Source organism: Virgibacillus sp. L01 (genome assembly GCF_052246775.1).
Classification (GTDB): domain Bacteria; phylum Bacillota; class Bacilli; order Bacillales; family Amphibacillaceae; genus Lentibacillus.
In genome coordinates, this window is the sequence record NZ_JBQQCP010000004.1 from 282,500 (window position 1) to 297,636 (window position 15,137).

Consider the following 15,137-nt stretch of genomic DNA (forward strand, 5'->3'; position numbering starts at 1 on the left):
TACACTTTTCTGTATGATAAAATGCATCAGATAGTTTTGCACGAACAAAAGAGAGGAAGTTCATAGTGGACACCAATATAATGGAAGCCGTTAATTTAATGGAAAATAAACAATCAGAAAAAGCTATTTCACTCTTGGAAAATTATTTACCTAAGGCTGATGATGAAGAAAAATATACAATTGCAGAACTTTATATTCAATGGGGTTTTCTAAAAGAGGCAAGTAACGTACTGCAAGAATTGTTACAGAAATTTCCGAAAGAAAGTGAAATCAAGGTAATGCTTGCAGATGTGTATACGGAGCTTGAAAATGATGAAGAGGCAATTAATCTACTTAGTGAAATTGAAGAAGATGATCCAGCATTTGTTCAGAGTATGATTCAGCTGGCAGATCTGTATCAGGCGCAGGGTCTTTTTGAAGTGGCAGAACAAAAACTGTTAATTGCTAAGCAATATGAGCCCAATGAACCTATCATTGACTTTGCTCTAGCTGAACTGCTGTTTTCTACCGGTTCATATAAAAATGCTATTACGTATTATGAAAAAATACTACCCATTACAAATGAAATGGCCAATGTACCGATTAATGACCGTATAGCTGAAGCATACGCAGCAATAGGAGAATATGAAGTTGCACTAAGTATCTTTCAGGATATTGATAGTGAGAATCCAGATACAATATTTAAATATGGTTTCACAGCCCTGCATGCAGGCCGACGTGATATTGCCATTAAAGCATGGAAGCAAGTGATTGAACTTGATACCTATTACCATGCTGCATACTACCAATTAGCAAAGGCATATGAAGCAGAAGAAATGCCTAAAGAAGCATACGAGACAGCGAAACAGGGATTACAGGTTGATGAGTTTAATAAAGAACTATATTTCTTTACCGGTTCTTTAGCACACCAATTAAATGAAGATAGTGAAAGTGAAAAATTGGTGCGTGAGGCAATAGCACTTGATCCTGACTATAAAGAAGCAGTTTTATTTTTAATTGAGCTGCTTAAAAAACAAAATAATCAGGAAACAATCGTTGAACTGATTGTTGAAATTAAAGGAATGGGCGCAAATGATCCTCTTTATGAATGGGAGCTTGCACGAGCATATAATGAAATTGAATCGTACGACAATGCATTAAAGCACTATGACGAAGCATATAATAGCTTAAACCAAGACAGTGACTTTCTGAAAGAGTATGGATACTTTCTAACAGAAGAAGGGAGGATGGAAACAGCAATCCGTATATTTGAAGAATATTTAAAACAACAACCATTAGATGTTGATGTCGAAGAATATATTGCTCGACTAAAACAATCAAGAGAACTATAATATAAAAAAATTATGGATGTTAAGGGAGGTTAGTTTCACGAATGCATACTCCTATTTCCGTGCAGGATAAGAAAAGTTTTATTCAATGGTTTTTAAATCATTATCAGTTAAAGAAGCGTGAAAGTGTTTGGATATTAAATTATTTAATAAATCATAAAAAGATATTATCTAATGTTCATTTTGTGCGCGAAGCAAAGTTTTGCCCAAGAGGTATTATTATAACCAGTCATTGTTCTGAAGAGGTACCATTTCGATTCTATAAAAATCAGTTAGTAACTACTGATGCAGAAAAATCATTTCATGATATCAGAATGAATCAACATGAACCCTTATACATCCAATTGAATTTTAAAAAATCCTATCAGAACGTATTATATGCAGCAGTTTTGGCTGAAAATCCATTTATTCCTGATGAGTATTTTATTACTAAAAAAGATCAGGAAACTGCAAAACAACTTCTGGAAAAATCACTATACGAGTATCAAAAGAATCAATTGCAGGTTAAAATAGATCGTGCCCTTGATGAAAAAGATCAACAAACTTTTCAGGAGTTGGCCAAAAAACTACATAGACTGGATAGCATGAAAATAGATCAACCTAACTTACAAAGGTAATAGGTTGATTTTTTTTGCTCATTTAAGATACTATTTAAGTTAACATCATATTTTTTCCAATATGAAGAAGAATAGATAGCAGGGAAGGGTTGTATACTATGAAATGGACGAAGAATGATTTACAGCAGTATGTAAATGCAAAAGAATATGTGGATACAATAATAGTCCCATTGTTGCCCTTTCAATTATCTAACGATTCAGTACTTGAAAAGGATGCATTTCAGCGCGAAGTATTAGTCGCTTTCTCTCAAGAACTTGAAAAAGAGTTAACAGGAAGAGTATTGCTCACACCAAATTATAATTATCTTAAAACTTCCAAAAAAGAACAAGAAATAGATCGAATTCATTCTTGGATTGATGACATAGAACAACAGCCTTTCAATCATGTTTTTTATGTTACATTTGATTCTACTTGGAAAAAGAATGAACAGGCTCTGCGTGGAACTTTAATTTGGTTGCCAGGCATCACAAGTGGTACACTACAATCAGATGAAATGCATTCCATCATACGCAGTAATGTTGGACAGGTAAGTGAACTTATACGATCTTACTGGAAAGATAAAGACTAGAATAATTTAATCGCCAATTAATAATCAATTTACGAAACTTTTATGTCAAAACGGATTATTTATTGACCAGATAAACAGTTTGCGCTATTATGGTAATGTCCTAGTAATCTGATTAATATAATCTTGTCCGTGAAAAATGTATAGAGGGGGGAAATTCATGAGCGAAGAGAAGCAGCAAGTATCCCGTCGTCAATTTCTAAATTATACACTAACTGGTGTAGGTGGATTCATGGCAGCAGGTATGCTTGTTCCCATGTTACGTATGGCTGTTGATCCAGTATTACAAGAATCAAGTGCTGGAGATTTGGCAAATGTTAGCTTGGCAGTAGAGGATATTACAAACGAACCACAACGTGTAGATTGGAAAATTAAACAGGTTGATGGTTGGTATGAGTCCGAAGTTACTAAATCCGCATGGGTTTACAAAGACGATAATGGCGATATAGTAGCACTTTCCCCAATTTGTAAGCACCTTGGCTGTGTTGTTTCATGGGAAGGTAGCGAAGACTATCCAAATCAATTTTACTGTCCATGTCATGACGGCCGGTACTACAAGAGTGGCGTAAATGTGCCAAATACACCACCAACAGCCGCATTGGATGTATATGAACAAAAAGTTGAAAATGGGATGTTATACCTTGGTAGTGCACATCCACGAGGGGAGGCTAAATAGTATATGCTACAGAAAATATATGATTGGATTGATGACCGCGTAGATATTTCGCCTTTGTGGCGTGATATTGCAGACCATGAAGTACCTGAGCATGTTAATCCTGCCCACCATTTCTCAGCTTTTGTTTATTGTTTCGGAGGGTTAACGTTTTTCGTAGTCGTTATCCAGATTTTATCAGGTATGTTTTTAACGATGTATTACGTTCCAGATATCGAAAATGCGTGGAAGTCGGTTTACTATCTACAAACTGAAGTTGCGCATGGCCAAATTGTAAGAGGTATGCATCACTGGGGTGCCAGTGTTGTTATTGTAATGTTGCTACTACATACACTACGGGTATTTTTCCAAGGTGCATATAAAAAACCACGTGAACTAAACTGGATAGTTGGGGTTCTTCTGTTCTTTGTTATGCTTGGACTTGGTTTTACTGGTTATTTGTTGCCTTGGGATAATAAAGCATATTTTGCGACTCAAGTAGGTCTCGAAATAGCAGAACAGGTTCCATTTATGGGAGAACAAATTAAAACTTTACTTGCTGGTGATGCAAATATTGTCGGCGCACAAACATTGACCAGATTCTTTGCTATCCACGTATTCTTCTTACCAGCTGCCTTGTTCGGTTTAATGGCAGCACACTTTGTATTAATACGAAGACAAGGAATTTCCGGACCACTATAAATAAAAAGGAGGTAAAGCTGTGCATAAGGGTAAAGGAATGAAATTCGTCGGTGATTCACGGATTTCGGCCGAACGCAAACCAAACATACCAAAAGATTATTCTGAATATCCCGGAAGAACTGAAGCATTTTGGCCCAACTTCTTATTAAAAGAGTGGTTGGCAGGTTCTGTATTTTTAGTTGGTTTTATGTGCTTAACACTTGCGCATCCATCCCCGCTTGAAGGAATGGCTGATCCAACAAATGCAGGTTATATACCTTTGCCAGACTGGTATTTTCTATTCTTATATGAACTTTTAAAATACGAATTTGCTAGTGGACCATTTATTTTGCTAGGTATTCTGGTAATTCCTGGACTAGCATTCGGTGGACTGTTGTTGGCACCGTTCTTGGATAAAGGGCCTGGCAGACGACCACACCAACGCCCAATTGCTGTTGGAATGATGCTATTGGGATTAGCTTCTGTCATATGGCTAACATATGAGTCAGCCTCACATGTTGATTGGGCACAGCGGGCTGAAGCAAATAAACCAATACCACCCTCTGAAGTCGAAATTGACAAGCAAGACCCAGGCTATGCAATTTACGAAAATAATTGCATGACCTGTCATGGCGGTGATTTATCTGGTGGAGCAGCAGCACCACCTTTAATTGGTATTGATAAATCTGCTGAAGAAATTGCAACAATTGCTCGTGAAGGTATAGGGTCAATGCCGGCAGATCAATTTACAGGATCCGATGAAGAACTGAAGAAGTTAACTGACTTTATTGTTTCTGTAAATAAACAAGCAAAATAATTTAAAAACACCTTTGCCATACAGCTGGTGAAGGTGTTTTTTTACTGTATATAATCGGAACATGCAAGGAAGGGATTCATTATATGTTAAAATATATACTTTTAGATAAGCGTTTTTTGTTAGGTTTATTCATCGTAAACTTACTAGGTACTATTTACGGCTATTATTGGTATCGTTCGCAGCTTTCCATAACACCAGATATTTTTTTAGTATTTGTACCAGACAGCCCAACAGCAAGTTTATTTTTTACTGTCTTTTTACTATTATTTTTATTTAATAGAAATACACCTTACATAGAAGCTCTGGCAATTATTACGCTTTTTAAGTATGGGATTTGGGCAGTTGCAATGAACTTATTCACACTCTACGTTGATGGATCGTTAAGCTGGCAAGGATACATGCTAATGGCGTCACATGCCGGAATGGCAATTCAAGGTTTTCTATATGCCCCGTTTTACGCCATTAAAGTACACCATATAATGTTTGCAGCCTTATGGACATTACATAATGATGTAATTGACTATGTATTTGACATGATGCCGATGTATTCCTCCGTAACAATGTATATGGAAGAAATAGGGTACTTTACCTTTTGGTTAAGCATTTTATCGATTTTTATAGCGTATAAGTTAACGATCAAACCCCAAAATTCATTACCGTAACCTGTTATATTAAACTATAACCGCACATACATTAGTGGGAGAAGATGTTATGTGAGGTGAACTCTATGAAGCATAGTCCTTTGGTAAGACATTTAATTTCCACGATCATAGGGGTTTACATTTACTTTCAACTGACGAAAACAATCACTTACGCAATGCAAATAATCCCTGTTAATAATCAATATATTTTATCATCTAATAATAATGCAGACATGATTCCGTTTTACTGGATGGTGACAATTGTTGGTGGGTGTATAGCTGTTACATTAACTTATGTAAGTTGGAGAAAATATAAAGGTGAGAAAAAGAAACGAAGTGAAAGAGATTCAAACAGTTGACTATCTATCCTTATTTGACTAAAATTGACCATAAGGTACTGTATACTATAATGATGGAGGAATGAACATGCTAGGTGGCCTTGGAGGATATATAATATATATAGCATTGTTAATGATTATCCCAATTTGGGCTCAATCAAAGGTTAAAAAAACGTACAAAAAATATTCAAAAAAAGCGACTTCTTCACAAATGACTGGTGCTGAAGTCGCACGTAAAATTTTAAATGATAATGGTATATCTGATGTGAATATAGAGGTAACAAAAGGTGTTTTATCTGATCATTATGATCCTCGTAAAAAAGTATTAAGACTTTCAAAGGATATATATTATGGTCAATCGATGGCATCATCCGCAATTGCTGCTCATGAAGTAGGTCACGCGATACAAGATGCACAAGATTATGCATTCCTTCGATTCAGGCATGCATTAGTCCCTGTAGCAAGCTTTGGTTCTAAAATGTCCTTCTTCCTGATATTTGCCGGTATTATTTTCACAATGCCTAATATGCTTCTATTCGGAATAATCTTCATGTCTGCTGCGGTGTTATTTCAATTAGTTACACTGCCAGTTGAATTTGATGCATCAAATAGAGCAATGGGGCAATTGGTTTCAACCGGTGTTATTAGAAATAATGAAGAACGTGAAACGAAAAAAGTGTTAAATGCAGCAGCCTTAACGTATGTTGCAGCTGCAATGGTAGCTCTTGCTGAACTTATCAGGTTTGTTCTGATTTATACTGCAAGCAGTGAATAACATTAAATTAAATAGAGTAAATATTGAGCATTGGAGGATTACACTACCTTCGGTGCTCTTTTTAGTTGCAACACTTTGCATGGTTTTCAGTTTGGTATATAAACTTATGAGAACTGAATAAATCCTGTTGAATACTGAATAAACATGAATGAAAACTGGATAAACCTGAATGGAAACTGATTAAACGTTTAAGTGGCTATCTAAGGACTGCATAACTGTTGGGAAGACTGAATAAAATCTTTCATTGATTTATGGACAAAACTTACACACTAAACAACGCCTCTCTCCATAACAACAATCGTTTCTCAGCATATAAAAGTGGCATTTTTTTAAAATTAATCTTTTCGTAATATTTGTTGCTCATTAACCGTCATCGTTATATAAACGATGACGTAATGTAAAAAATAACTTGTTTGCTATGCCACCGCTACGGAAATAAACTTCGCTGGTATCAACAAACTAAAAAAGTTTAAAAATTAATTATGCCACTTAGTTGCTTTAGCATCCGATAATAATTATAGAAGCATTAGTCTTCAATTGGATTTTTATTTTCATCTAATGTAAATCCTTCACCAACTACATCATGAACAGAGCTTACTGCTACAAAGGCGTGGGGATCTATTGCATTTATAATATTCTTAAGCCGGACGATTTCATTCCTTCCAACTATGCAATAAAGAACATCACGATTTTCACCGGTAAAGCTTCCTTTTCCAGATAAAACCGTAACACCACGATCCATTTCATTGTTAATCTTTGTGGCAATATCTTTACTATGACTGGAAATTATGGTTGCACCACGCGCTGAGTATGCACCTTCCTGGATAAAATCGATGACTCGGGCTGCAATATAAACAGCTACCAATGTGTACATGCCCTCAACCAATTCAAGAATGGTGAAGACGGATGTTGTAATAACAATAAAGTCAAAAAGAAACATTGTTTTACCCATACTCCAGCCTGCATATTTATGAACTAGTCTTGCGATGATATCTACACCGCCCGTAGTACCTCCATAACGGAAGATAATACCTAATCCAACACCGATGAAGACACCTGCAAAAAGTGCTGCAAGCGTCATATCTGACTGCAGATATGTTGGAAATGGCTTGATTTGAAAAATATATAAAAATATGGAAACAGCAAATGTACCAATTATCGTATACAAAAATGTGTTACGGCCAAGAAATTTCCAACCTATGAAAAAGACAGGAATATTAAGAATTATATTTGTAATAGCTGGATCCCATTCCCATAGAAAATAAAGGAGTAATGTAATACCAGTAAATCCGCCTTCTCCTAAGTTGTTTTGCATATTAAAATGAACAATACCGAATGAGAAAATGGCTGAACCAAGCAGAATAAATGTAATATTTTTTATTTTTAAACCAAAAATCATTTATATAACCTCCAATCCCTTTTATACGTAACTTTCTCTTAAATGACACTTTTATTATTATAGACAATAAAGCAGCTAAGAACAATCAAATAAGAGAAGTTAATCAGTTTAATAATTTGTCAAATTACGGCCTTTTAGCTAACATGAAAGAAGATTAAACAAGTTAGAGGAGTAATTTAATATGACAGGAAGCAGTAAATACTATAGTACAGATGAAATTCAAGCAAGAGTGGATTCATATATTTCACAATACAAAGAAGGTTATTTTTCCCCGTTAAGCCTTATGGCAAGGTTAACTGAAGAATTGGGAGAAATGGCACGCGAAGTAAACCATTATTATGGTGAAAAGCCTAAAAAAACATCTGAAACTCAGAAAACGATTGAAGATGAACTTGGTGATATCCTATTCGTTCTTACTTGTTTTGCAAATTCACTTGATATAGATATGTCAGAAGCCTTTGACTTATCTATAAGCAAGATAGAATCAAGGGATAAAGATCGCTGGACACACAAGGATTAATTAAATAATACTAGTAAACATAACAGGAGGATACAAGCATGAGTATAAAAATAATTATTGCCGGACCAAGAGGGAAAATGGGATCTGAGGCTGTTCATATGGTATACAATGAGGAGTCATTTGAATTGGTTGCATGTCTTGACCGGAAAAATCATGGTAAAAAAGTAAAAGACATTGATAACCTTCCAGATCTGTACGTACCAATCTTTGAAGATCCTGAAGTATGTTTTCAGGAAGTGGCTGCAGACGTTTTAATTGATTTAACGGCACCGGATGCAGGGTTTTTACATACAAAACTAGCATTACAATACAATATTCGACCAGTAGTTGGAACATCAGGATTTTCAGCTGAACAAATAAAGACCTTGTCTGATTTATCGGTTACAAATAATATTGGTTGTATCATTGCACCTAACTTTGCTGTTGGTGCTGTTCTGATGATGCAATTTGCTAGGACAGCCGCGAAGTATTTACCAGATGTAGAGATCATCGAGAAACACCATGATCAGAAACTAGACGCTCCATCAGGTTCAGCCGTTAAAACTGCGGAAATGATTAAGGAAAACAGAGAGAGTAAGCAACAAGGACATCCAGACGAACGTGAAGTGTTGGAAGGTGCTAGAGGAGCAGAGACAGATGGTATTAGAATCCATAGTGTACGCCTGCCTGGGCTTGTCGCCCATCAGGAAGTGGTTTATGGTGGTCCTGGTCAAACGTTAACAATCAAACATGATTCCTATAACCGTCAATCGTTTATGGATGGGGTAAAGTTATCTGTTAATGAGGTAATAAGCTTAAATAAACTTGTTTATGGATTAGAAAATATACTGGAGTAGTTAGGTGGGATACCAATGAATATCGCATTAATTGCACACGATAAAAAGAAGCAGGACATTATCAACTTCAGTGTTGCATATAAACATGTCTTACAGAATCATCACTTATTTGCAACTGGAACTACTGGAATGAGAATAACTGAAGAGACCGGACTTGATATTCACCGGTTCCAGTCGGGTCCAATTGGAGGGGATCAGCAGATAGGGGCAAAGATTGCAAGCAATGAAATGGATGTTGTTATTTTTTTCAGAGATCCTTTAACAGCCCAGCCGCACGAGCCTGACGTTAGCGCGCTTATGCGTCTTTGTGATGTTCACTTAATTCCCCTTGCAACTAACCTGGCTGCGGCCGAGATTGTTATTCGCGCGTTAGCAAGAGGTGACTTTAAATGGCGTGAAGTTGTAAAACAAAATAGACGTGGGGATATGAATAAATGAAAAAGATTGGAATAACATGCTATCCAACTGTAGGTGGTTCAGGAATTATTGCTACCGAACTTGGGATGTTAATGGCAAAACAAGGAAATCAAATTCATTTTATAACATCCAGTCTGCCATTCCGGTTAAATAGGGTACATCCTAATATCTATTACCATGAGGTTGAGCTAAATCATTATCCGGTTTTTCAATACCCTCCATTTGATCTTGCTTTAGCAAATAAGATGGCAGAAGTGATCGATCAGGAAAAATTGGATATTCTTCATGTCCACTATGCAATGCCCCACGCCATCTGTGCAATTCTGGCAAAAGATATTGCAGAACATGATGTGAAAATTGTAACAACATTACATGGTACGGATATAACTGTTTTAGGGATTGATCATTCCCTCAAAAAAATGATCAGACATGGCATAGAAAATTCTGATGCCGTTACAGCTGTATCAAATAGCTTAGTGAATCAAACTAAAGAAATGCTTGGTGTGGATAAGGATATCAATGTTATATATAATTTTGTTAACGAAGAAGAATATTTTAAAAATGAACCTCCTGGGATCAGGCAGCAATATGGAATCGAACCTGATGAAAAAGTAATCATTCATATCTCGAATTTCCGTAAAGTTAAAAGGGTAGAAGATGTAATTCATACTTTCCATAAAATTCAGGAATCCATTAAGGCTAAGTTAATACTTGTCGGAGATGGTCCTGAATATTCTGAGGCATATCATCTGGTTGAAGAACTGGGATTAACGGAGCAAGTCCTATTTCTTGGGAAACAAAAGAAAGTTAGTGATTTAATGTCTATTTCTGATTTAAAATTACTCATGTCGGAAAAAGAAAGCTTCGGCTTGGTATTATTAGAGGCGATGTCCTGTGAAGTGCCATGTATTGGAACAAATGTAGGGGGAGTACCTGAGGTAATAGAACATAACAAAACTGGCTACATAGTTGAGTTAGGTGATATTGATAAAGCTACAGAATACGCAGTTCATTTACTAGAAAATGATCAGCTATTAGACCGTTTCTCAAAAAATGCATTAGCACATTCCAGAAAAAATTTTTATTCCTATGATATTGTTCAGCAGTATACAGCGTTATATGATGATATAATGAATTAACATTAAACAGAAATCATGGTGATTACAGTGTTATTTACCAAACCCTTTATAGAGGCAACAGAGGTACTAAATCAGATTGAAAGTCATGATTATGATGCATATTTTGTTGGTGGGTGTGTAAGAGATCTATTACTCAAACGCGAGATAGGTGATATTGATATAGCCACCTCTGCACCTCCAAGTGTAACCCAGCAAATCTTTAATAAGGTCATTCCAGTCGGACTGGAGCATGGCACAGTAATTGTGCGTCATCGTCACCAGTCGTACGAAGTTACAACTTTTCGCGTTGACGGAAGTTATTCGGACCAGCGACATCCTGATACGGTTGAATTTATACAAACAATTGATCAGGATTTAAAACGACGTGATTTTACAATTAATGCTTTAGCAATGGATAAACAGGGAAATGTTATTGATTTATTCGATGGGAGAAGCGATATTGAAAATAAAATAATTCAGACGGTTGGTAATGGTTTTGATCGATTTACGGAAGATCCTTTGCGTATTATTCGCGCGCTACGATTTTCAAGTCAACTGGGTTTTTCCATCAGCTCCAATACTTTAAAAGATATGAAGTTCGTTAAAGGTGAAATTGAAAACATTGCTGTTGAGCGAATAACTAATGAAATATCTAAATTATTTGCTGGGGATTATATTGAGACTGGTATTAATTATTTAATCGATACAAAGGTATATCAACATTTACCAATCATGAACGAATACCCAAATATCATTGGACTTCTTCCTAAGAATATGCGGGCTGTACGATCATTTGGAGGAGTTATTGCTCTTTTTCATTTTTTAGACCCAACGATAAGTATTAAAAAATGGGTAATTGAATGGAAATGTTCAAATAAGGTCAAAAATGAAGCTCTAATTCTGAATGAAGCCCTACTGCACTTTAAAAATAACGGATTGGACCGTTGGGTAGTGTATCTACTGCCAACCGAATTCTATCGGGTTTTTTCAGAACTAGTAAATATCCTCTTCGAACTAGAAGGATTAGTAGATGAAATGGAGGATATAGACAGCAATTTACCGATAAAGTCAAAAAAAGACATGGCAATTACCGGTGATGATGTCCGTGAATTATTCCCTCAACTAAAAAGCGGACCATGGATACATAAAACACTAACCGCAGTTGAACATGAAATTTTATCAGGGAATTTGAAAAATAATAAAATAGTTTTAAAGGATTGGATAAAATGGAATCCACACGTAACAGATTAATTGAATTATTAGAAACCAGTGGCAAGGAGTTTGTTTCTGGACAAATGCTATCCGAAAAACTAAAAATATCCCGGAGTGCCATTTGGAAACATATGAAAGAACTTGAAAAAGATGGGTATCATGTAGAAGGAGTTTCAAGAAAAGGATATCGGATTGTAAAATTTCCGGATAAAGTAAGTGAAAACACCATTCAGTGGGGCTTAAGAACTAACTGGCTTGGAAAAAATATAATTCATAAGACATCAACAACGACAACCCAGCAAATTGCCCATCAGGCCGCACAGGAGAATGCTGAACATGGTACAATTATCATAGCAGATGAACAAACAAAAGGAAAAGGAAGAATGAATCGCCAATGGTATTCCACGAAGGGTAAAGGAATCTGGATGAGCATCATCCTCAGACCAAATGTTCTTCCGGTAATGGCACCTCAGTTGACCTTACTATCGGCAACTGTACTTGCTGATACAATTTCAGAACAGACTGCATTAACGCCAAAAATTAAATGGCCAAATGATATATTAATCAACGACAAAAAAACTGCAGGTATTTTAACGGAGATGCAGGCAGAACAAGATCAAATTCAATATGTTGTAATTGGGATAGGAATAAATATCAATCAAGTAACAGAAGATTTTGATAAAGGCATACAAGATAAAGCAACTTCCCTTTATATTCAGACCGGACAGAAATGGAATATAAAAGATTTTATTCAACATGTCCTGCAATCATTTGAAGAATCATATGACACCTTCATGCAGAATGGATTTACAGATGTAAAACAAAAGTGGGAAAGCTATGGATACCGTATTGGCGAACAAATTAATATAAAGACATTACATAAAGAATGGAAAGCCAAATTCTTAGGAATTGCTGATGATGGTGCCTTATTAACAAAAACAGATAACGATAAAGTCAAGAAAATATATTCAGGAGAAATCGAATGGTTTATGAAGGGGGAGGACGATGATGCTAAGTAGACTTGATTTGCAAAAAATGAAACAGGAAGATGAACAAATTACGATGATTACTGCCTATGACTATCCATCTGCAAAACTGGCTGAGGGAGCTGGAATTGACATGATTTTGGTTGGTGATTCGTTAGGAATGGTGATGTTAGGATACGATTCTACTGTTAAAGTCACTATGAATGATATGATCCACCACGCCAAAGCGGTGAAGCGTGGTGCAGAGAATACATTTATTGTAGTAGATATGCCTTTTATGTCTTATCATGTTTCATTAGAAGCATCTTTAGAAAATGCCAAACAAATCTTTCAGGAAACAGACGCACAGGCTGTCAAAGTAGAAGGAGCATCAGAAGAAGTTCTATTGCTCGTACAACGTCTGACAGAAGCCGGTATTCCTGTTGTTGCGCATTTAGGGCTAACTCCTCAAACTGTAAATGTACTAGGTGGCTATAAAGTGCAAGGAAAGAATAAAGAGGCTGGTGAAAAACTGCTTCATGATGCTATACAATTAACTAATTATGGAGCTATCGCCTTAGTATTGGAGTGTGTACCGAAAGAGCTTGCTGCAATCGTAACAGATAAAGTTACAGTACCAACAATTGGAATCGGTGCTGGTGTGGAGTGTGACGGCCAAGTTCTTGTTTATCATGACATTTTAAAATATGGAGTTGACCGATTACCAAAGTTTGTTAAGCCATATACCGACTTTAATAAAGCCGGCAAACAAGCTATCGAGTCTTATATATCAAATGTTAAAGACAAAACATTTCCATTAGATGAACATTCATTCAAGATTAAAAATAAAGATTTATTACCAAACAATTCAGAAGGTAGATAATATGAAAATAATACGTTCAACAGCTGAAATGCAGGAAAAAATGATTGAAATGTCCAAAACTGAAAGCATAGGATTTGTTGCAACCATGGGATATTTTCATGAAGGACATTTAGCATTAATGAAGCAGGCAGCAAAAGATAATGATATTGTCGTTACAAGTATTTTTGTGAACCCACTGCAATTTGGGCCAAATGAAGATTATGAGCAATATCCGCGCGATGAGGAGCAAGATATCCAGCTTGCAGAACAAGCGGGAGTAGATATATTATTTGTTCCATGCACTCAAGATATGTATCCAACTAAGATGAACATAACATTATCAGTTGAAGAGAGGGCGAATGTTTTGTGTGGGCGTTCGCGTCCGGGGCATTTTGAAGGTGTCATAACTGTTTTAACCAAATTATTTAATATAATTCGCCCAAATAAAACATATTTTGGTTTGAAGGATGCCCAGCAAGTGGCAGTTGTCGACGCACTTATAAATGATTTGAATTTTCCTATACAACTAATTGCATTACCAACTATTCGCGAGCAGGATGGATTAGCAAAGAGTAGCAGGAACGTGAATTTAGCCAATGACGAAAGAAGTCAGGCAGTTTGGCTAAAGAAAGCATTAGATTATGGCCACCAACTAGTGGTTGACGGAGAGAAAAATCCTGCTATTATTGTAAAAGAGGTAATTGATGTAATAAACAGAGAAACCTCTGGTACTGTCGATTATGTCGAGATACTGAGTTATCCGGATTTGCAATCAGTCTTTACTATTAAAAATAATGTTATCTTAGCAGCAGCAGTACAATTTAAACGAGCAAGATTGATTGATAATATTATTTTTAATGAAGATGGGAAGCTGTTGAAGCAACTTCACTAGGGGGCAGTTACATGTTTCGCACTATGATGAAAGCAAAAATACATCGCGCGCGAGTAACGGAAGCAAATTTAAATTATGTAGGCAGTATTACAATAGATCAAGACCTGTTGGAGCAAGTTGATATGCTGCCACATGAAAAAGTTCAAATTGTAAATAACAACAATGGTGCACGGCTTGAAACATATGTAATACCTGGAGAAAGAGGAGCGGGTACTATTTGTCTAAATGGTGCTGCGGCACGCCTTGTCCAACCAAATGACATTGTTATAATTGTTTCGTATGCACTTATTTCAAATGATGAATTAGCATCATATAAACCAAAAGTTGCCATCATGAATGACAATAATGAGATTGAGCAACTTATTGAACAAGAACCACCGTTAACCGAGATGTAAACATTTTTGGTTAAAGGGTAGAACTCTTATCAGTTTATATGATAAGAGTTTTTTTTATTTATACGGAAACGATAATAGGAATGTGTATATACTATTTAAGCTAAGT

At 36.0% G+C, this 15,137-nt stretch carries 18 protein-coding genes and 1 pseudogene; 18 read left to right on the forward strand and 1 reads right to left on the reverse strand.

The genetic code is table 11. The annotated features are described in order from the left end of the window. The first annotated feature begins 65 nt into the window (after nucleotides 1-65). From ACTWQM_RS10255 to ACTWQM_RS10295, 9 genes and pseudogenes are all read left to right on the forward strand, one after another. Nucleotides 66-1,331 (forward strand): tetratricopeptide repeat protein, encoded by a 1,266-nt coding sequence (locus tag ACTWQM_RS10255; protein WP_443258078.1) that lies wholly within the window; start codon nucleotides 66-68, stop codon nucleotides 1,329-1,331. A 41-nt stretch (nucleotides 1,332-1,372) separates the two neighbouring features. Beyond that, complete coding sequence (locus tag ACTWQM_RS10260; protein WP_443258079.1) at nucleotides 1,373-1,945, forward strand: ReoY family proteolytic degradation factor; 573 nt, start codon at nucleotides 1,373-1,375, stop codon at nucleotides 1,943-1,945. A 98-nt stretch (nucleotides 1,946-2,043) separates the two neighbouring features. Beyond that, a complete protein-coding gene (locus ACTWQM_RS10265) occupies nucleotides 2,044-2,514 on the forward strand; it encodes a YpiF family protein (RefSeq protein WP_443258080.1) in 471 nt (156 codons plus the stop codon). 157 nt (nucleotides 2,515-2,671) lie between these two features. After that, entirely contained in the window at nucleotides 2,672-3,187 is a 516-nt protein-coding gene (locus tag ACTWQM_RS10270; RefSeq protein ID WP_443258081.1) for a ubiquinol-cytochrome c reductase iron-sulfur subunit, read from the forward strand. A 3-nt stretch (nucleotides 3,188-3,190) separates the two neighbouring features. Continuing rightward, the gene (gene qcrB, locus ACTWQM_RS10275; RefSeq protein ID WP_375053156.1) at nucleotides 3,191-3,865 is read left to right on the forward strand and encodes a menaquinol-cytochrome c reductase cytochrome b subunit; all 675 of its coding nucleotides are present in this window, start codon (nucleotides 3,191-3,193) and stop codon (nucleotides 3,863-3,865) included. A 19-nt stretch (nucleotides 3,866-3,884) separates the two neighbouring features. Continuing rightward, a complete protein-coding gene (locus tag ACTWQM_RS10280) occupies nucleotides 3,885-4,661 on the forward strand; it encodes a c-type cytochrome (RefSeq protein ID WP_443258082.1) in 777 nt (258 codons plus the stop codon). Nucleotides 4,662-4,744: 83 nt separating this feature from the next. After that, on the forward strand, nucleotides 4,745-5,323 hold the full coding sequence (locus ACTWQM_RS10285; protein ID WP_443258083.1) for a DUF1405 domain-containing protein: 579 nt from the start codon (nucleotides 4,745-4,747) through the stop codon (nucleotides 5,321-5,323). A 227-nt stretch (nucleotides 5,324-5,550) separates the two neighbouring features. Continuing rightward, a pseudogene (locus ACTWQM_RS10290) lies at nucleotides 5,551-5,661 on the forward strand (sporulation protein YpjB); the annotation flags it as partial. Between the two features lie 67 nt (nucleotides 5,662-5,728). Continuing rightward, the gene (locus ACTWQM_RS10295) at nucleotides 5,729-6,415 is read left to right on the forward strand and encodes a zinc metallopeptidase (RefSeq protein WP_443258084.1); all 687 of its coding nucleotides are present in this window, start codon (nucleotides 5,729-5,731) and stop codon (nucleotides 6,413-6,415) included. Between the two features lie 526 nt (nucleotides 6,416-6,941). Here ACTWQM_RS10295 and ACTWQM_RS10300 read toward each other — a convergent pair. Next, nucleotides 6,942-7,814, reverse strand: a complete 873-nt coding sequence (locus ACTWQM_RS10300) for a YitT family protein (protein ID WP_443258085.1) — start codon at nucleotides 7,812-7,814, stop codon at nucleotides 6,942-6,944. Between the two features lie 181 nt (nucleotides 7,815-7,995). On the opposite strand from ACTWQM_RS10300, the gene ACTWQM_RS10305 reads away from it, so the two are divergent. Genes ACTWQM_RS10305 through panD form a run of 9 tightly spaced genes read left to right on the forward strand, consistent with a single transcriptional unit; the run spans nucleotide 7,996 to nucleotide 15,031 of the window. After that, entirely contained in the window at nucleotides 7,996-8,334 is a 339-nt protein-coding gene (locus ACTWQM_RS10305; RefSeq protein WP_443258086.1) for a nucleotide pyrophosphohydrolase, read from the forward strand. A gap of 38 nt (nucleotides 8,335-8,372) precedes the next feature. Next, entirely contained in the window at nucleotides 8,373-9,170 is a 798-nt protein-coding gene (gene dapB / locus ACTWQM_RS10310) for a 4-hydroxy-tetrahydrodipicolinate reductase (protein ID WP_443258087.1), read from the forward strand. Nucleotides 9,171-9,185: 15 nt separating this feature from the next. Continuing rightward, the gene (mgsA, locus tag ACTWQM_RS10315) at nucleotides 9,186-9,608 is read left to right on the forward strand and encodes a methylglyoxal synthase (protein WP_443258088.1); all 423 of its coding nucleotides are present in this window, start codon (nucleotides 9,186-9,188) and stop codon (nucleotides 9,606-9,608) included. Then, nucleotides 9,605-10,726 (forward strand): N-acetyl-alpha-D-glucosaminyl L-malate synthase BshA, encoded by a 1,122-nt coding sequence (gene bshA / locus ACTWQM_RS10320; protein WP_443258089.1) that lies wholly within the window; start codon nucleotides 9,605-9,607, stop codon nucleotides 10,724-10,726. Before mgsA ends, bshA begins: the two co-directional genes overlap by 4 nt. 18 nt (nucleotides 10,727-10,744) lie before the next feature. Beyond that, nucleotides 10,745-11,956: a CCA tRNA nucleotidyltransferase gene (locus ACTWQM_RS10325; RefSeq protein ID WP_443258090.1), complete on the forward strand. Its 1,212-nt coding sequence runs from the start codon at nucleotides 10,745-10,747 to the stop codon at nucleotides 11,954-11,956. Continuing rightward, the gene (locus ACTWQM_RS10330) at nucleotides 11,932-12,936 is read left to right on the forward strand and encodes a biotin--[acetyl-CoA-carboxylase] ligase (protein WP_443258091.1); all 1,005 of its coding nucleotides are present in this window, start codon (nucleotides 11,932-11,934) and stop codon (nucleotides 12,934-12,936) included. Before ACTWQM_RS10325 ends, ACTWQM_RS10330 begins: the two co-directional genes overlap by 25 nt. Then, nucleotides 12,926-13,765 (forward strand): 3-methyl-2-oxobutanoate hydroxymethyltransferase, encoded by an 840-nt coding sequence (panB, locus tag ACTWQM_RS10335; protein WP_443258113.1) that lies wholly within the window; start codon nucleotides 12,926-12,928, stop codon nucleotides 13,763-13,765. Before ACTWQM_RS10330 ends, panB begins: the two co-directional genes overlap by 11 nt. Nucleotide 13,766: 1 nt before the next feature. Further along, nucleotides 13,767-14,636 carry a pantoate--beta-alanine ligase gene (gene panC / locus ACTWQM_RS10340; protein ID WP_443258092.1) on the forward strand — a complete coding sequence of 290 codons (870 nt, stop codon included), beginning with the start codon at nucleotides 13,767-13,769 and terminating at the stop codon, nucleotides 14,634-14,636. An 11-nt stretch (nucleotides 14,637-14,647) separates the two neighbouring features. Further along, a complete protein-coding gene (panD, locus tag ACTWQM_RS10345) occupies nucleotides 14,648-15,031 on the forward strand; it encodes an aspartate 1-decarboxylase (protein WP_443258093.1) in 384 nt (127 codons plus the stop codon). The last annotated feature ends 106 nt before the right edge of the window (nucleotides 15,032-15,137 follow it).